This window comes from Streptomyces sp. NBC_00989 (genome assembly GCF_045162655.1).
Classification (GTDB): domain Bacteria; phylum Actinomycetota; class Actinomycetes; order Streptomycetales; family Streptomycetaceae; genus Streptomyces.
The window spans coordinates 2,126,327-2,142,475 of sequence record NZ_CP108728.1; the positions used below are offsets into that span (position 1 = coordinate 2,126,327).

Annotated in this window: 16 protein-coding genes and 1 tRNA gene; 6 read left to right on the top strand and 11 right to left on the bottom strand. The window is 71.0% G+C overall.

Annotated features, from left to right (window positions below; all coding sequences use genetic code 11):
• Positions 1–366: 366 nt before the first annotated feature.
• The 4 genes from OG714_RS09215 to OG714_RS09230 all read left to right on the top strand — a co-directional run bounded on the left by OG714_RS09215 (position 367) and on the right by OG714_RS09230 (position 5,052).
• Complete coding sequence (locus OG714_RS09215) at positions 367–1,389, top strand: MDR family NADP-dependent oxidoreductase (RefSeq protein WP_406119838.1); 1,023 nt, start codon at positions 367–369, stop codon at positions 1,387–1,389.
• Positions 1,390–1,430: 41 nt separating this feature from the next.
• Positions 1,431–2,531: a phenazine antibiotic biosynthesis protein gene (locus tag OG714_RS09220; RefSeq protein WP_406119839.1), complete on the top strand. Its 1,101-nt coding sequence runs from the start codon at positions 1,431–1,433 to the stop codon at positions 2,529–2,531.
• Positions 2,531–3,916: an aldehyde dehydrogenase family protein gene (locus tag OG714_RS09225; RefSeq protein WP_406119840.1), complete on the top strand. Its 1,386-nt coding sequence runs from the start codon at positions 2,531–2,533 to the stop codon at positions 3,914–3,916. Before OG714_RS09220 ends, OG714_RS09225 begins: the two co-directional genes overlap by 1 nt.
• 125 nt (positions 3,917–4,041) lie before the next feature.
• On the top strand, positions 4,042–5,052 hold the full coding sequence (locus tag OG714_RS09230; protein ID WP_406119841.1) for an Lrp/AsnC family transcriptional regulator: 1,011 nt from the start codon (positions 4,042–4,044) through the stop codon (positions 5,050–5,052).
• Between the two features lie 149 nt (positions 5,053–5,201).
• Here OG714_RS09230 and OG714_RS09235 read toward each other — a convergent pair.
• A tRNA-Pro gene (locus tag OG714_RS09235) sits at positions 5,202–5,275 on the bottom strand.
• A 158-nt stretch (positions 5,276–5,433) separates the two neighbouring features.
• Between OG714_RS09235 and OG714_RS09240 the strand changes: the two genes are divergently transcribed.
• Positions 5,434–6,144 (top strand): transketolase, encoded by a 711-nt coding sequence (locus OG714_RS09240; RefSeq protein ID WP_406119842.1) that lies wholly within the window; start codon positions 5,434–5,436, stop codon positions 6,142–6,144.
• A gap of 44 nt (positions 6,145–6,188) precedes the next feature.
• Positions 6,189–7,118 (top strand): transketolase family protein, encoded by a 930-nt coding sequence (locus OG714_RS09245; RefSeq protein ID WP_406119843.1) that lies wholly within the window; start codon positions 6,189–6,191, stop codon positions 7,116–7,118.
• An 80-nt stretch (positions 7,119–7,198) separates the two neighbouring features.
• On the opposite strand, the gene OG714_RS09250 is transcribed toward OG714_RS09245, so the two are convergent.
• The 10 genes from OG714_RS09250 to OG714_RS09295 all read right to left on the bottom strand — a co-directional run bounded on the left by OG714_RS09250 (position 7,199) and on the right by OG714_RS09295 (position 16,132).
• On the bottom strand, positions 7,199–8,683 hold the full coding sequence (locus tag OG714_RS09250; protein ID WP_406119844.1) for an MFS transporter: 1,485 nt from the start codon (positions 8,681–8,683) through the stop codon (positions 7,199–7,201).
• 153 nt (positions 8,684–8,836) lie between these two features.
• Positions 8,837–9,202 carry an MmcQ/YjbR family DNA-binding protein gene (locus OG714_RS09255; RefSeq protein ID WP_406119845.1) on the bottom strand — a complete coding sequence of 122 codons (366 nt, stop codon included), beginning with the start codon at positions 9,200–9,202 and terminating at the stop codon, positions 8,837–8,839.
• Positions 9,203–9,232: 30 nt separating this feature from the next.
• Positions 9,233–9,862 carry a GNAT family N-acetyltransferase gene (locus OG714_RS09260; RefSeq protein WP_406131762.1) on the bottom strand — a complete coding sequence of 210 codons (630 nt, stop codon included), beginning with the start codon at positions 9,860–9,862 and terminating at the stop codon, positions 9,233–9,235.
• Positions 9,863–9,864: 2 nt separating this feature from the next.
• Positions 9,865–10,449, bottom strand: a complete 585-nt coding sequence (locus tag OG714_RS09265) for a helix-turn-helix domain-containing protein (protein ID WP_406119846.1) — start codon at positions 10,447–10,449, stop codon at positions 9,865–9,867.
• Between the two features lie 35 nt (positions 10,450–10,484).
• Entirely contained in the window at positions 10,485–11,387 is a 903-nt protein-coding gene (locus tag OG714_RS09270; RefSeq protein WP_406119847.1) for a LysR family transcriptional regulator, read from the bottom strand.
• Positions 11,388–11,463: 76 nt separating this feature from the next.
• Positions 11,464–12,657 carry a glycine C-acetyltransferase gene (locus OG714_RS09275; protein ID WP_406119848.1) on the bottom strand — a complete coding sequence of 398 codons (1,194 nt, stop codon included), beginning with the start codon at positions 12,655–12,657 and terminating at the stop codon, positions 11,464–11,466.
• A 76-nt stretch (positions 12,658–12,733) separates the two neighbouring features.
• Positions 12,734–13,762 carry an L-threonine 3-dehydrogenase gene (gene tdh / locus OG714_RS09280; protein ID WP_406119849.1) on the bottom strand — a complete coding sequence of 343 codons (1,029 nt, stop codon included), beginning with the start codon at positions 13,760–13,762 and terminating at the stop codon, positions 12,734–12,736.
• A gap of 153 nt (positions 13,763–13,915) precedes the next feature.
• Entirely contained in the window at positions 13,916–14,284 is a 369-nt protein-coding gene (locus tag OG714_RS09285; RefSeq protein WP_406119850.1) for a YybH family protein, read from the bottom strand.
• Between the two features lie 40 nt (positions 14,285–14,324).
• Complete coding sequence (locus OG714_RS09290) at positions 14,325–15,038, bottom strand: SDR family NAD(P)-dependent oxidoreductase (RefSeq protein WP_406119851.1); 714 nt, start codon at positions 15,036–15,038, stop codon at positions 14,325–14,327.
• 173 nt (positions 15,039–15,211) lie between these two features.
• Entirely contained in the window at positions 15,212–16,132 is a 921-nt protein-coding gene (locus tag OG714_RS09295) for a LysR family transcriptional regulator (RefSeq protein ID WP_406119852.1), read from the bottom strand.
• Positions 16,133–16,149: the final 17 nt, after the last annotated feature.

A 16,149-nucleotide genomic window follows, 5' to 3' on the forward strand; every position in this document is an offset into this window, starting at 1 on the left:
GACACGCCGGCCCGACCTCGGCGAGCGAGCTTCGGGGCCGACCACCACTGAGCGTGGCGGCGAGGAGAAGGGGTGCTCCAGCCAGAGCGGGGACTTGGTGGATTCCTTCCACCGGTGCCACCCCTGGAGTCGATTTCCCACACGCCCACCGGGTGGGAGTACGACGTCCGCGGCACCGTCGTCCGGACCTGGGGCCGGGCATGCGGTGTCAGGTTCCTTCAACAGGGCCCTCCCGATGGAAGAAATGCTCCAGTCCACCGCCGTCACTGGAGCGGCCGCACGTGATCACTTCACGCTGGGGTTCCCCGGCCGCCACCGGCGTTCCGGGGCTCGACCCCGTCACGTTCATCCTGTTCAGGAGCGCGCATGGCCGTAGTGCCCGCCACCCAGAGAGAAGTCCGCCTCCTCACCAAGCCGACCGGGCTGCCCCGTCCGGAGCATTTCGGTGTGGTCGAGACCCCTGTCGTACCGCCAGGGGAGGGCGAGGTGCTGGTACGCAACCTCTTCTTCCACGTCTTCGCCACCCTGCGCATCCTCATCGCGGGTGCGACCCAGGACACCCCGTTCCCCGTGCTCGACGCCGGTGACACCCTCGTCGGCGCGGCGATCGGCGAGGTGGTCCAAGCGCCGGAGGGCAGCGGCCTCGGGGCGGGCGACCTGGTCTCGCACTGGCTCGGCTGGCGTGAGTACGCCGTCGTACCGGAAGCCGAGTGCACCCGGCTGGACCGCACGGTCCTGCCGGATCCGGTCGCTCACCTCCAGCAGGGCTGGACGGCGTACGCGGCACTCACCCGCGGGGTCGAACTCCGCCCCGGAGACACCGTGTTCGTCTCCGCCGGGGGCAGCGGCATCGGTTCGATGGCCGGCCTCATCGCCCGGCAGCTGGGCGCCGGGCGGGTCATCGCCAGCGCCGGTTCGCAGGAGAAGGCCGACCGGCTGCGGACCGAACTCGGCTACGACGACGTGGTGGTCCGCGGCGCGGGACCGCTCGCCGAGCAGCTGGCGAAGGCGGCACCCGACGGCATCGACGTCTACTTCGACAACGTCGGCGGAGAACAACTGCGAGCGGCCGTCGACGCGGCGCGCCCGGGCGCCCGGTTCGTGCTCATCGGCGCGCTGTCCGGGCAGTTGGCACCGGAGGGCACCGGAACCACGGCCCCCGTCGAGCTGGACTCGCTGCCGCTCATCCACAAGCGCATCGAGATGCGCGGCTTCAGCTCCGACGACTACGACGACAAGGACGAGTGGACCGAGCGTTTCGGTGCGTGGCTCAGGGCCGGGAAGATCACCTTCCCCCATGTGCGCGTCAAGGGCATCGAGAACGCGCCGCGGACCCTGCTGGAGGTGATCGAGGGACGGCACGTCGGTGCCGTCGTCGTCGAGCTGTAGCGGCCCAACCGCCCCGCTTGCCAACCGAGTCAGGAGTCCCAGTGTCGCGAGCTGCAACCGAGGTCCTCGACCTTCCCATCGACGTCCCGCCGGAGCCGGACGAGCTCATCCGAGCCGCCATGGCGTGGCACTTCGGCCCGGAGACGGGGTCACCGTTCTGGCTGGAGCGGGCCAAGAGCCTGCCGTTCGATCCACTCACCGACGTCAGGACCCACGACGACCTCACCCTGTTCCCGAACATGGCGGCCGAGCTGCGGGACGTACGCGCCCAGGACCTCGTACCGCGCGGGTACGGCCGATCGCCGGACGTCATAGGGGTGTTCGAGAGCGGCGGCACCACCGGGGCGCCGAAGCGCGTCGTCCTGCTGCGGGACTGGCTGGAGCGGATGCTCCACTGGAGCAACCTCAACCTCGACGCCCACGGCTTCGAGCGGGGTGCCGACTGGCTCGGCCTCGTGCCCAGCGGCCCGCACATCGTCGGCGAGTACTTCCGCAGGTCCGCGGCCACCCACGGACGGTACGGGTTCACCCTCGACCTCGACCCTCGGTGGGTGAAGAAACTGATCGCCTCGGGCCGCCGGGCCGACGCGGACGCCTACGCCGAACACCTCGTCGACCAGGCGGCGTTCGTGCTGCGCACCCAGGACATCGGCGTGCTGACGATCACTCCCCCGCTGCTCGAACGCGTCGCCCGCCGGGACGACTTGACCGAGCTGGTCAACGAGAAGGTCCGGGCGATCCGCTGGGGCGGAACCCAACTGGACCCCGACTCGCGCCACCTCTACAAGACCGAGATCTTCCCCGATGTCGTTCTGTGCGGGAACTACGGCAGCACCATGATCCTCGGCTTCGCCGGCGAACGCCCGGGCCTGCCGGACGACGCCGGCTGTGTCTTCGACCCGTACAGCCCGTACGTCACGTTCTCCGTCGTCGACCCGGAGACACTGCGCCCGGTCGGCTACGGGGATCGGGGCCGCGTCCTCGTGCATCACGTCAGCAAGTCGTTCTTCCTGCCCAACAACCTGGAGCGGGACACCGCGACCCGGATCGAACCGCTCACCGGACGCGTGGGCGACGCCGTGGCCGACATCGCGCCGGTGACGACCTTCGAGAACGAGGCCGTGATCGAGGGTGTGTACTGATGACCGGGCCCCGTTCCGACGTGGTCCCGCTCGACGCCCTGGGGCCCCGAGGACCCTACCGGGCACGCAACCGCCTGGCCGTGTCCGACGTGGCGGGCCGGGAGAGTGCCGAACTCAGCCTCGTACCCGCCCTGTTCGTCGATCGCACGATGAAGGCCATGCGGCGGGCCAGCACTCCCCCACCCGACGAGCGGATCGGCATGATCGGCCGGGCCGCCGACCTCTTCGCCACCGCCACCCTGGGCGACCTGACACCCGATGAGTACGCCCACCGGGTCAGCCGGGTCGGCGGAACACCGATCTCCGTCGTGCGGGCCACCGCGACAGCCATTGCGGCACGGCTGCGCAAAGCCCACTACAGCGTGGAGCACGCCAGGCCGACCGGTGCGGTGCACCGGTGGGACGATCCGCTGACCCGCACCGGGCGCGCGGTGTGGGTGCGGCGCGGGAACGTGTTCGGGGTGCACGCGGCCGGCAACCATCCCGGACCGCACAGCCTGTGGCCGGAGGCACTCGCGCTGGGCTACCGCGTCGCCGTACGGCCGTCCCGCCGTGAGCCGTTCACCCCGCACCGACTGGTCACGGCTCTGCGCGCGGCCGGCTTCGGCGACGACCAGGTGGCACTCCTGCCGACCGACCACACGACGGCCGACGCCCTGTTGCGGGGCTCCGATCTCGGGCTGGTGTACGGGGGCGAGGAGGTGGTGCGCAAGTACGCGGGCGACCCCTCGGTGCTGCCGCAGGGTCCTGGCCGGTCGAAGATCCTGCTGACCCGGGAGATGGACTGGCGGGAACACCTCGACATGATCGTCGACTCGGTGAGCGGTCACGGAGGCACGGGCTGCGTCAACACGACGGCCGTCTTCGTGGAGGGTGATCCCGCCCCGCTGTGCGCCGCGCTCGCCGAACGCCTGGCCGCCGTCCCGAGCCTGCCCCCGGAAGATCCGGCAGCGGTCTTCCCCGTCCAGCCACTGGCCACCGCCAAGGCACTCGAAGCCCATCTCCTGCACCGGGCGGCCGGCACCACGCCGTGGCTCGGCGGCGACGGCATACGGGACGAACTCGGCGACGGCAGCGCCGTACTGCGCGCCGCGGTCCACCAGCTCGACCGGCCCGACGCTCCGCAGGCCGTCGTGGAACTGCCCTTCCCCTGCGTGTGGGTGGCGCCCTGGACGCGTGCGGCGGGCCTCGCACCTCTGCGCGACAGCCTGGTCCTGACCGCGGTCACACACGACGACCGGCTGGTGGCCGAGCTGGTGGAGGAACCCTCGATCAGCAACGTGTACGTGGGGAAGCACCCGACGTACTGGATGGACTCCGGACTGCCGCACGACGGCTACCTCGCCGAGTTCCTCATGCGGTGCAAGTCGGTGATCAGGGACTGACACCGGTTCCGTCGCCCGTGGCGGTGAATCCCCACCGCCCCCGCCGACGGGGGAGCAGCTTCCCCCTCCCCGTCGGCGGCCGTGTTTCATCCTGCCCCGCAGGGTGCGTGAAGGATGGTGTGCGAATGCTCGACGAACTCGACCGCGCCCTGATCCACGCGCTGCACATCGACGGACGCGCCTCCTTCGCCCAGCTGGCTGCCGTGCTGGCGGTGTCCCCGCAGACGGTCTCCCGCCGCTACGACCGGCTCCGCGAGCAGGCTGCTCTGCGGGTCGTCGGGTTGCCCGACCCTCAACTGACAGGCCACGAGCAATGGCTGCTGCGCCTCACCGCCGCCCCCGAGACCGCCCTGGACCTCGCGCACGCTCTGGTGCGCCGCCCGGACACCTCATGGGTGTACCTCACCGGAGGGGGCACCGAGATCGTCGCCGTGCTGGAGACCCCCCTGGGCACGGCACACGGCCACTCCCTGCTCCTGCGCGAACTGCCGCCGAGTGTGGGTCTCACGGCCGTCTCCGCCCACCACCTGCTGCACACCTACCTGGGCTGGCGCACCCCGTGGCGCATGAGCGCCAACACGCTGACCCCGCGTCAGCAACGCATGCTGGGCGGAAGGACGTTCACCGGGTACGGCGAGACGAGGCCCCCCGGCCACCACCGCCAGGTCCAGCTGTCCCCCGCGGACCACGCCCTGATGGACGCGTTGCGGCGGGACGGGCGGGCCGCCGTCGCGGAACTCGCCGCCGGCACCGGCTGGTCACCGGCGACGGTCTCACGACGGCTGGATCACCTGCGCGCCTGCGGGGCGATCTTCTTCGACATAGAGATCGACCCCGTCCTGCTGGGCGGGAGCGTCAAGGTCCTGCTGTGGATGGCGGTAGCCCCGGCTCATCTCGACGAGGTGGCGGAGTCCCTGTCCCGCCATGACGAGCTGGCCTTCGTGGCCCACACCACCGGCCCCACCAATCTCGTGGCACACGCCCTGTGCCCGGACAGCGCCGCGCTGTACCACTACCTCACCCACGGCCTGGGCGCGGTCAAGGCGATCAGCACCCTGGAGACGGCACCGGTGCTGCGTACGCTCAAAGCGGTAGGGCCGATCGCGCCCCCGGGACCGTCTGATCGCCGAGGATGAACCGCGCGGAGATCATCGCAGGAAGTACGTCATCCGAAGAACGCACAGGGGACAACCCGGCGAGAATCGACCGCACAAACGGAAAAGCCGCTTCAGATCTCCTCTGAAGCGGCCCTGACCTACGACTTCTTGTCTACGACTCCGAAGAGTCGGGACGACAGGATTTGAACCTGCGACCCCTTGACCCCCAGTCAAGTGCGCTACCAAGCTGCGCCACGTCCCGTTGCCCGTCTGACCTGGGGTTTCCCCTGGTTGAACGCGCATGGAAACAATACCGCACTCGCGTCGGTGATCGCGCCCGTCTTTATTCTGGGCCGGCTTCCGGTCGCGCCCCCGGCAGCGCTTGACCTGAAGTTTGGTTGAGGTTGCACGATCGTCCCCATGACGACGACAACCACGGAACACAGCCGTCCGTACACACACGGCGACCTGCCCCGCCTCATGGGGCTGATGACCGGCGACGAGAAACACGGCCCGGCGGCGACCTCGACGCTGGACGCGCTGTGGGTGCTCTACGACCGGGTGCTACGGGTCGGCCCGGAGCGGATGGACGACCCCGAGCGGGACCGGTTCCTGCTGTCCAAGGGGCACGGGCCGATGGCGTACTACGCCGTACTGGCCGCCAAGGGATTCGTGCCGGTGGAGTGGCTCCCGGGCTTCGGCTCCTACGACTCGCCGCTCGGCCACCACCCGGACCGGGTGCTGGTGCCGGGCGTCGAGATCGGCAGCGGGTCGTTGGGGCACGGGCTGCCGATCGCCGTCGGGACGGCGCTGGGGCTGCGCGCCCAAGGGCGCACCGAACCGCGGGTCTGGGTGCTGGTCGGGGACGCCGAGCTGGACGAGGGCAGCAATCACGAGGCCATCGCGTTCGCCGGGCCCGCCGGACTGGACCGGCTGCACACCGTCGTCATCGACAACTCCTCGGCCAGCCACGCCCGTCCCGGCGGTATCGCCGCCCGTTTCGAGGCCGCGGGCTGGTCCGCGGCGACGGTCGACGGCCGTGACCACGAAGCGCTGTACGCCGCCTTCACCGCGCCGCACCCCGGCCGACCGCATGTGGTCGTGGCCCAGGTGGAGCCGAAGTCCGCCTGATCGCCCCTCCCCCTCCCTCACCAGCACATCGAGAAAGGCACCCCATGGACACCATGCGTGACCGTTTCGCCCCGGTCGTCTCCCGGCTGCTCGACGAGGACCCACGGGTCGCGGTCGTCCTCGCCGAGATCGGCATGGACGGCTTCGCGGACACCCGACTACGGCACCCCGACCGGGTGATCAACGTCGGCATCCGCGAGCAACTCCTCGTCGGGGCGGGCGCGGGACTAGCCCTGACCGGGATGCGTCCGGTCGTGCACACCTTCGCGAGTTTCCTCGTCGAGCGCCCCTTCGAGCAGGTCAAGCTGGACCTCGGGCACCAGGACGTCGGCGCGGTCCTGGTGAGCGCGGCGGCCTCCTTCGACTGGCCCGCCGGCGGGTTCACGCACATGGCTCCGGGCGACGTGGCCCTCCTCGACACCCTGGACGGCTGGACCGTGCACGTGCCGGGCCACCCGGACGAGGCCGAGACCCTCCTACGGCACGCGGTCGCCGCGGGCGACGACAAGGTGTACGTACGGCTGTCCGTCCAGTCCAACGCGGAGGCCCTTTCGGTCGACGGCGCGCGCTTCCGCACCGTCCGCGAGGGCCGCTCCGGCGTGGTCGTCGCCGTCGGGCCGATGCTCGACGCCGTCCTCGCCGCGACGGAGGGCCTCGACGTCACCGTCCTGTACGCCACGACCGTACGGCCCTTCGACGCGGACGCGTTGCGCGCGGCCACGTGGGATGCCGGGACGGACGTCGTCCTCGTCGAGCCGTATCTGGCGGGCACTTCGACCACCGCCGCGAACGACGCGCTCGCCGACGTGCCCCACCGCGTTCTCGGCCTCGGCGTCGGCCGGGCCGAACTGCGGCGCTACGGCACCGTCGCCGAACACCTCACCGCCCACGGCCTCGACGCCCGGACCCTGCGCGAGCGAATCGGCGGCTTCGTAGGAGGAGGAAGAGGCGGGCGCGTGGCGGCGCGGAGCTGAGACATCGCCGTACGACAACGCCCCCACCGTCACACGCACCCGCCGCGGCCGGCACCGTCCCCTCGGCCTCCTCTTCGCCGTCAACTCTCCTGCGGGCACGCCCGTTCACGTATCACCGCATCGCTCGGGGCACTGGTGCCACGCGCGCCGACCGGTGTCGCGTCGGCGCGTATCAGCCCGCGTACGGCAGGCACCAGCAGCAGAGCGGTCGGCACCACCAAGCTCATCGCGCCCGCGACGAGGAGCACGTGGTCGGCGCCGAGGGCTCCAGCGGCGGGGCCCGCCAGGGCCTGGCCGACGGGCATCATCGCGAGGGAGCCCGCCACGTCGTACGCATGGATGCGGTTGAGGACGTCCGGTGGGACCTGGGTCTGGACGCTCGTCGCCCACATCACGCCCCAGAAGGACATCCCCACCCCGGCGACGGCGGCACCGGCCGCCATGGCCGGTACGCCGAGTCCCGCCCCGACGGTCGCCGGGAAACCGGCGAAGGCGAAGAGGGCGATCGCCCCGGCGCGGAGCATACGGCGGGGGCGCAGCCGCAGGGCCAGCAGTCCGCCTACGACGGTGCCCGCGCCGAGGGCGGAGTTGACCAGGCCGTAGGCGCGCGGGCCGTGTTGTTGCACGACCTGTGTCGCCACGAGGGGAACGGTCGGACCCCATACGGCGATCATGTAGAGGCACCACACGGCGATGACCGCCCAGAGCCAGGTGCGTGATCTGAACTCCCGCCATCCCTCGACCAGATCGGCCTTGAACGCGCCCGACCCGTGCCCGGGCTCGCGGCTGCCCGGCGCGAGCGGGGGCAGCCGGAGGAGCAGGAGGCAGAGGGCGCTCACCGCGTAGGTGGCTGCGTGGGCCGCGAACACGCCGCCGGGCGAGGTGAATCCGACGAGCAGGCCCGCGACGGCCGGACCGGCGAGCTGGGCGGCGGACTCGGCGATGCGTATCGCGCCGTTCGCGCCCTGGATGTCGGTGGCGAGTCTCGGCACCGTACTCGCCACGCCGGGCTGGAACACCGCGCCCGCCACGCCGTTGACGAAGCCGATCGCGCAGATCTCCCAGAGCACGACATGGCCGCTGAAGAAGAGCGCGGCGGCGAGGGACTGGGTGCCGAGGCGCACCAGGTCGGCGCCGATCATCAGTTTGCGGGTGCTGAAACGGTCGGCGATCACCCCGCCGAAGACGACAAGTCCCGCGAAGGCGGCGGCTGTCGAGGCCATGGCGAGACCGACCGCGCCCGCGCCGTACCCGTGTTCCAGCAGACCTGCGGCGAGGGCCACGGGCAGCATGGTGTCGCCGAGCCGGGCGACGGCGCGGGCCACGAAGAACAGCGCGAAGTCCCGTGACCAGACGGGTCGTTCGCCACGCCCACCCCCTTCGCCAGGCCCACGCCCACCCTCACGGCCCCGCTTCACCGACCCCGCAACCGCTCCGGCAATCCCTCCGGCAACGATGTCATCGCCGTTGCAGTAGCCATCGCCGACGCCGGCCACCCCGACCGGCTCCAACTCCGATCCGCGCCCCATCGCCTCGCGCGCCGGATCCGACGCCGTCCCGCTCATCCCCCAGCGCTCCCTCCCCCGGCCGCCGCCCCCGAAGCGCCCCGCCGGTGCTCACGAAATCCCTCCCAGGCGGGAGCCGGATCCCCCTCCGCCCCAACTCCCACTCCCGCTTCCGGATGATGCCACGCACCACTGACAACGCCCGAGGGAATTTCAGTCGCCGGACCCGGACGGCAGGCCCAACTCGGGGTAGGAGTCCAGGAGTCGGGGCGGGGCCGCCTGGCGCCAGGAGTCGGCGAGGATGTCGCGGAGTTCGTCCTCGCTGTCCAGCGCGGAGAGGCGGGCCCGGACCCAGGCGAAACCCGCCTCGTGGTCGGCGACCCAGAACTTCTCCGGCTCCGCCAGGACCAGTTCGTCGCGCTCCTCCTTGGGGCAGCGCACCGCGATGGAGGTCTCCTCCTCGGGCACGGTGACGAACATCTTCCCGGCGACCCGGAAGGTGGGCATGTTCCAGGCGATCTTCTCCGTCGTGTCCGGGAGGGAGAGGGCGATACGGCGTACGTCTTCGGCATCCGGCATGAGTCGCAAGATAGCGGCTGCCACTGACAATCACCTGGTGGGAGTGCCTGCCCCCAAGTCCGCCACGGCGCCCGCCCTCGCGACCGCAACCGCGCCGACGTCCGCTGCCCGTCCCTCCCCCACACTCTTGTAGTACAGCGTCGTCGGCCGCAGCACCCCGGCCGGGTTCGCCGCGTAGTCCGGGATCACGCCGGCCCGGGTCCAGCCGGCCGAGCGGTACAGGTGCTCGGCGGGGCTGTCGGTCTCGGTGTCCAGATGGAGGAGGGTGATGCCGGCGGCGACGGCCGCGTCCTCGGCGATGGTCAGGAGCCGCCGGCCGAGCCCCTCTCCCCTGGCCTCCCGGTGCACCATCAGCTTGACCAGTTCGGCGCGGTGGCGGCTGTTGGGCTTGTCGGGGAAGGCCAGGCTCACCGTGCCGACGACCCGGTCGCCGCTCAGCGCCGCCCACACGGCGAGTTGCCCGGCGGCCACACCGGCGGCACGCTCCCGCCACCAGTCGACGGCCGCCGTCCGGCCGAGCGGCGCGAGGAACCCGATCGAGGCGCCGTCGTCCACGGCGTCGACCAACAGGTCCGCCAGCTCATCGACGGCAGCGAGCAGTTGAGGCGAGTCCAGGACCCGCACCGTCACCTGCATGTTCGCGTTCACCTTCAAGTCCATGTTCACGGCAACACCACCGCCAGTACGTAGCGCACGTCACCAGGCCCCGAGCACCGGAACCGCGTCGGCCCCCACACCCGCAACCGCAGACAGTCACCGGCGTCCAGATGGTGCTCGGCGTCCTGGGCCGTCACGTCGAGGGCGCCCTCCAGGACCCAGATGTGCTGTTCCAGGCCGGGCACGGGCGGCCGGTCGTAGGCGAGGTCGGCGCCCGCGCGGAGCCGTCCCTCGACGAGTTCGCCGCGCAGCCCGGTGTGCGGGGGCGACACGGACCGTCGTACGAAACCGGAGGCGCGGTCCTCCCACACCGGTTGCTCGGCGGCGCGGACCAGCAGGGCGGGTTCGGCCTCCACCTCGCTGAGGAGTTGGGACATGGTGCGGCCGTAGACGCCGCAGAGACGGTTGAGGAGAGAAGCCGTGGGGCTGATCTCGGCGCGTTCCGCACGGAACAGGGTCGAACGGCTCACCCCGCTGCGCTCCGCCAACTCCCCCAGGGACCAACCGTGTTCGGCCCGCAGCTCGGCCAGTCGGGTGCCGAGCCGGGCGTCCATGGGGTCCGGAGCGGTCACCGGTTCCTCTGGTTTCATATCCGGGACGATATCCCGGATATGAAACGGCGGGGTTACGTCCGGGCCACTTCTTCGAGTGCGTCCAGTACCGGGCGGATCAGGGGGTGCTCCTCCGTGCCGCGCCGTACGGCGGCGAAGACGCGGCGGGTCGGGGCCACTCCGTCGACGGGCCGGACGACGACGCCGGTCAGGTCCATGCCGCGCAGCGCCGAGCGGGGGACGAGGGCCACGCCCGCGTCGGCCGACGCGAGGGCGACCACGGCGCGGAAGTCGTCGGAGGAGTGTTCGAGACGGGGCTGGAATCCGGCGTTCTCGCAGGCCAGGACGACGACCTCGTGGCAGGGGTTGCCGGGGTAGGGGCCGATCCACGAGTCCTTGGCCAGCTCGGCGAGGGGAACCTCGGCGGCGTCGGCGAGGCGGTGGGTGACCGGGACGACCGCGTCGAACGGCTCGGCGTAGAGCGGGAGATGGGTCAGGCGCGGGTCGTCGGCGGGCGGGGCCCCGCGGTACTCGACGGCAACCGCGACATCCACCTGCCGGTCCAGCACCATCGGCAGGCTGGCGTCGCCCTCGGCGTCCTGGACGCGGATGCGGATACCGGGCGCCAGCCGGGCGAGCCGGGTCACCGCGGGTGCTACGACCTGTGCGATACCGGTCGCGAACGCGGCGACCGTGACCGTGCCGGCCGCGCCCGAGCTGTACGCGGCGAGTTCCGCCTCGGCCCGCTCCAGCTGGGCCAGGACCACGTTGGTGTGGCTGAGCAGGATCTCGCCGGCCGGGGTCAGCCGTACGCCCTTGGCCCCGCGCTCGACCAGGCGGTGCCCGGTCTCCTGCTCCAGCGCGGCGAGCTGCTGCGACACCGCCGAGGGGGTGAGATACAGCGCGGCGGCCGCCGCCGTCACGGTGCGGTGGTCTGCCACCGCACGGAGGATGTGGAGCCGCCGCGCTTCGATCATGGGACCGATTATCGCAATATGTCCAAGCTGTTCGGTCCCCTCGGGTTTCCGGCCGCTCCCGGGCTTCCGGTTCCGCTCAGGCGTTCAGCTCCGCGCGGGCCGCCACAAACGCGTCCACCGCCCGGTTCACGTCGTCCGTCGAGTGCGCGGCGGACAGCTGGACCCGGATGCGGGCCTTCCCCTGCGGCACCACCGGATACGAGAAGCCGATCACGTACACACCCCGCTCCAGCAGCAGCTCCGCCAACCGCCCGGCCACCGCCGCGTCGCCGATCATCACGGGTGCGATCGCGTGGTCACCGGGGAGGACGTCGAAGCCTTCCTCGGTCATCCTCCGGCGGAACAGCGCGGTGTTCGCGGCGAGTTGGACGCGCAGGTCGTCCGCGGACTCCAGCAGGTCGAGCACCTTCAGGGAGGCCGCGGCGATCACCGGGGCGAGGGTGTTCGAGAAGAGGTACGGCCGCGAGCGCTGGCGGAGCAGAGCGACGATCTCGGCGCGGGCGGCGACATAGCCGCCGGAGGCTCCGCCGAGGGCCTTGCCGAGGGTGCCGGTGATGATGTCGACGCGGTCCATGACGCCGTGCAGTTCGGGGGTGCCCCGGCCGCCGGGGCCGACGAAGCCGACGGCGTGGGAGTCGTCGACCATGACCATCGCGTCGTAGCGGTCGGCGAGGTCGCAGATCTCGCGCAGCGGGGCGACGTAACCGTCCATGGAGAAGACGCCGTCGGTGACGATCAGCTTCCTGCGCGCACTCGACGCCTCCTTCAACTGCCGTTCCAGATCGGCCATGTCGCGGTTCGCGTACCGCATGCGGCGGGCCTTGCTGAGGCGGATGCCGTCGATGATCGACGCGTGGTTCAACGCGTCGGAGATCACCGCGTCCTCCGGGCCCAACAGGGTCTCGAAGACACCGCCGTTGGCGTCGAAGCAGGAGGAGTAGAGGATCGTGTCCTCCTGGCCGAGGAACGCGGACAGACGGGCCTCGAGTTCCTTGTGGACCTCCTGGGTTCCGCAGATGAAGCGCACGGAGGCCATGCCGTAGCCCCAGCGGTCGAGGGCCGCGTGGGCTGCGGCGACGACCTCGGGGTGGTCGGCGAGGCCCAGGTAGTTGTTGGCGCAGAAGTTGAGGACCTCGCCGGGACGGCCGCCCGCGGTGACCTTCACGGTCGCGGACTGCGGGGAGCCGATCACGCGCTCGGGCTTGTGGAGTCCGGCGGCGCGGATCTCGTCGAGGGTGGTGCGGAGGTCGTCGCGCACGGAGTCGAACATGGGGGAAGCTCCTAAAGTTCCTTCGCCGAAAGGGAGTTGCTCGGCCCGACAGGGAGTTGCTCGTTCCCAGATGGAGTTACGCGGTCCAGTCCAGGATGACCTTGCCGCCCTTGCCGCTCGCGGCGTCCGCGAACGCCGCCTCGAAGTCGCGGTAGCCGTACCGGCCGGTGATGACGGGCGCGAGGTCCAGGCCGCCCTCCAGCAGGACCGACATCGCGTACCACGTCTCGAACATCTCACGGCCGTAGATGCCCTTGATGGTGAGCATCGAGGTGACGATGCGCGACCAGTCGACCGGGAACTCCTCGGCGGGCAGGCCGAGCATGGCGATACGGCCACCGTGCGTCATGTTGGCGATCATGTCGCGCATCGCCTCGGGGCGGCCGGACATCTCCAGCCCGATGTCGAAGCCCTCGCGGAGTCCCAATTCCCTCTGACCGTCCGCGATCTGAGCGTCCGTCACGTTGAGCGCGAGGCTCACACCGATCTTCCGGGCGAGGGCGAGTCGTTCCTCGCTCACATCCGTCACCACGACGTTCCGCGCGCCGGCGTGGCGCGCAACTGCCGCCGCCATCAAGCCGATCGGGCCCGCACCGGTGATCAGGACGTCCTCGCCGACGAGCGGGAAGGACAGCGCGGTGTGCACGGCGTTGCCGAACGGGTCGAAGATCGCGGCGACATCGAGGTCGACGGGGACGCGGTGCACCCACACGTTGGCGGCGGGCAGCGCGACGTACTCCGCGAAGGCCCCGTCCCGTCCGACGCCGAGCCCGACCGTGGCGCGGCACAGGTGGCGGCGCCCGGCGAGGCAGTTGCGGCACTTGCCGCACACCAAGTGGCCCTCGCCGCTGACCATTTCACCGATAGCGATGTCGGCGACGTCCCGGCCCGTCCCGACGACCTCGCCCACGAACTCGTGGCCGAGCACCAGCGGCGTACGGATCGCCTGCTGAGCCCAGCCGTCCCAGTTCCGAATGTGCAGGTCGGTGCCGCAGATCCCGGTCCGCAGGACCTTGATCAGTACGTCGCCCGGTCCGACGGCGGGCTCCGGGACGTCCGCGAGCCACAGCCCGGGCTCCGCCTTCTCCTTGACCAGCGCCTTCAACGCAACGGCTCCTGAGGGTGAGGTCCCGGGCGCGGGCATGCCGAACGAGCCCGTTCCGGGGGTGGGGTGGATTCTGTTAGCAATCTGCCCCACCCGAGCGCCCGGGTCCATCGAGGTTTTCTTAAGCCGTGTCGCAGCTTTCCTTCACAGCTGTCAGAGCCGCGACACCTGGTAATGGGCGATGTACCAGCCGCCCGTCAACCGCTTCACCAGCACGGCTAGCTTGACGTCGACCGGCGCCCGGTCGGTGAACGTGAACTCCGCGTCCAGATAACCGAGTACGAGGTCGTCGGCGTACCGCCGGGTTTCGAGGATCGCGAACTCGGCTGTCATACCCAGTGGTTGGGAGTCGTAGTACTCGGCGACGCCCTTTCGGCCGACGCTGTAGGGGTGCAGCCCCTGGAAGATCGCGTCCTCGGTGAAGAGCCGGGCCACCCCCTCCGGTTCGTGCGCGTCCACGGCCGCCTTCCAGGGGTCCAGGACACCGCGCAGGACGAGTTCGTCGTCGTTCGTGCTGTTCATCTCCGTCGACCTTTCTCAGTGACCGGTCTGTCGACCCTTCTCAGTGACCGGCGCTCATACCGCCGTCGACATGCAGGATCTCGCCGGTGACGAAGGGCGCGTTCTCCAAGAAGACCACCGCGTCGACGATGTCGCTCACCTCGCCCATCCGGCCGACGGGGTGCAGGCCGGCGAGGCCCGTGTGGGTCTCCTCCGGGTGCATCGGGGTCTTGATGGTGCCGGGCGACACCGCGTTGGCGCGGATGCCGCGGGTCGCGTACTCGATGGCGAGGGACTTGGTGGCGGACTGAAGTCCGCCCTTGGTCAGCGAGGCCAGGGCGGAGGGGACCCGGGCGTCCGCGTTGTCGACCAGGCTGGTGGTGACGTTGACGATGTGGCCGCCGCCCTGGGTGAGCATGTGCCCGATGGCCAGCTGGGTGATCCGGAAGAACCCGGTCATGTTGATGCCGATCACGGAGGCGTAGTCGTCGGCCGTGTAGTCGGTGAACGGCTTGGCGACGAAGACGCCCGCGTTGTTGACCAGCGTGTCGACGCGGCCGAACCGCTCGATCGCGGCGGCGACGACCCGCTCGGCGGTCGCCGGGTCCGCGATGTCGCCCTGGACGGTCAGCACGTCCGCGTCGTCGGCCGGGGCGATGGTGCGCGAGGTGGCGACGACGGCGTACCCGAGCTTGCGGTAGGCGTCGACGACGCCCGCTCCGATGCCCTGCGAGGCACCGGTGACGATCGCGACCTTCTGGTTCTGAGTGCTCATGACGACCTTCTCCGAAGTAGGTGCTGAGGTGCTCCCGGTCGATCGATGATTACTAGCCGACCGGTCGCCTATTGGAGAAAGTAGGCGACCCGGGGAAGTGAAGGCAAAGGCCGGACGGGGTTTTCCCAGGACCGGAATCCTCGCTGCTGGGAGGCCTGGCCTCCCAGCCCACGTCAGCGGTGCGGGTCGCCCTCGGGCAGCCAGGCTTCGGGGACGCGCAGCCCGAGGTCCCCGACGCCGTCGCAGAGCGCGTCCACGGCGGCGAGCACCGCGGTGCGCGTCTCGCCCTCGCGCCACACCAGCGACCAGGTCCAGTGAACCGCGGGCGCGACGATCTCGCGGCGCACCAGGTCGGACGGCAGCGAAGTGGTCTGCCCCTTGGGCGAGTTGACGACCGGACGGCGGCTGCGGCGGACGTGGTCGAAGAACGCGGGGCCGGTGATCCCGCCGTCGGAGATGGGCACCGCGCGGGCCCCTGTGTCGTGCGCGAGCTGCTCGGCGTACACGTTCCACGACGACCAGGAATTGGTGTCGTCGTCGAGGAGGAGCACGGTGTCCCGGGCCCGCACGTCACCGGTGTCGGTGCCCGCGGACACCGCGTACAGCCGGTCCGCGCCGAGCAGCCGGGCCCGCAGTCCGTGCCGCTTCAGGTCCTCGTCCCGCACCCAGCACACGGCGAGGTCCAGGCTGCCGTCCGCGACCCGGGCGGCCTGCGTGTGCGAGGGCGCGACCCAGGCGTCGACGTGCACCTGGGCCACCCCGGCGGTGCGCGAAGTCAGGTCCGCGGGAAGCCAGTTGACGTAGCCGAGCCGGACCGCCTCCGAGCCCGCGAGCCGCCCGGCCCGGCGCCGGAGGTCGTCGGCGCGCTCCAGCAGGGCGCGGGTGTGCGGGAGCAGGGCGGCTCCGGCCGGGGTGAGGGAGACCGAGCGGCGGTCGCGGTCGAAGAGCCGTACGCCCAGGTCGCGTTCGAGGGCCTTGATCTGCTGGGAGAGGGACGGGCCGGCGATCAGCAGGCGGTCGGCGGCCCGGCCGAAGTTCAGCTCCTCGGCGACGGCGACGAAGTACCTCAGTTGGCGCAGCTCCACGCCCGTCATGCTACGCGGGCTGGGAG

Coding starts and splice junctions, on each gene's coding strand:
- OG714_RS09245 (WP_406119843.1), top strand. CDS start 6,189: ATGGACACCATGCGTGACCGTTTCGCCCCGGTCGTCTCCCGGCTGCTC.
- OG714_RS09295 (WP_406119852.1), bottom strand. CDS start 16,132: ATGACGGGCGTGGAGCTGCGCCAACTGAGGTACTTCGTCGCCGTCGCC.
- OG714_RS09290 (WP_406119851.1), bottom strand. CDS start 15,038: ATGAGCACTCAGAACCAGAAGGTCGCGATCGTCACCGGTGCCTCGCAG.
- OG714_RS09285 (WP_406119850.1), bottom strand. CDS start 14,284: ATGAACAGCACGAACGACGACGAACTCGTCCTGCGCGGTGTCCTGGAC.
- OG714_RS09270 (WP_406119847.1), bottom strand. CDS start 11,387: ATGATCGAAGCGCGGCGGCTCCACATCCTCCGTGCGGTGGCAGACCAC.
- OG714_RS09225 (WP_406119840.1), top strand. CDS start 2,531: ATGACCGGGCCCCGTTCCGACGTGGTCCCGCTCGACGCCCTGGGGCCC.
- OG714_RS09215 (WP_406119838.1), top strand. CDS start 367: ATGGCCGTAGTGCCCGCCACCCAGAGAGAAGTCCGCCTCCTCACCAAG.
- OG714_RS09255 (WP_406119845.1), bottom strand. CDS start 9,202: ATGCCGGATGCCGAAGACGTACGCCGTATCGCCCTCTCCCTCCCGGAC.
- OG714_RS09275 (WP_406119848.1), bottom strand. CDS start 12,657: ATGTTCGACTCCGTGCGCGACGACCTCCGCACCACCCTCGACGAGATC.
- OG714_RS09240 (WP_406119842.1), top strand. CDS start 5,434: ATGACGACGACAACCACGGAACACAGCCGTCCGTACACACACGGCGAC.
- OG714_RS09230 (WP_406119841.1), top strand. CDS start 4,042: ATGCTCGACGAACTCGACCGCGCCCTGATCCACGCGCTGCACATCGAC.
- OG714_RS09265 (WP_406119846.1), bottom strand. CDS start 10,449: ATGAAACCAGAGGAACCGGTGACCGCTCCGGACCCCATGGACGCCCGG.
- OG714_RS09260 (WP_406131762.1), bottom strand. CDS start 9,862: ATGGACTTGAAGGTGAACGCGAACATGCAGGTGACGGTGCGGGTCCTG.
- OG714_RS09250 (WP_406119844.1), bottom strand. CDS start 8,683: ATGAGCGGGACGGCGTCGGATCCGGCGCGCGAGGCGATGGGGCGCGGA.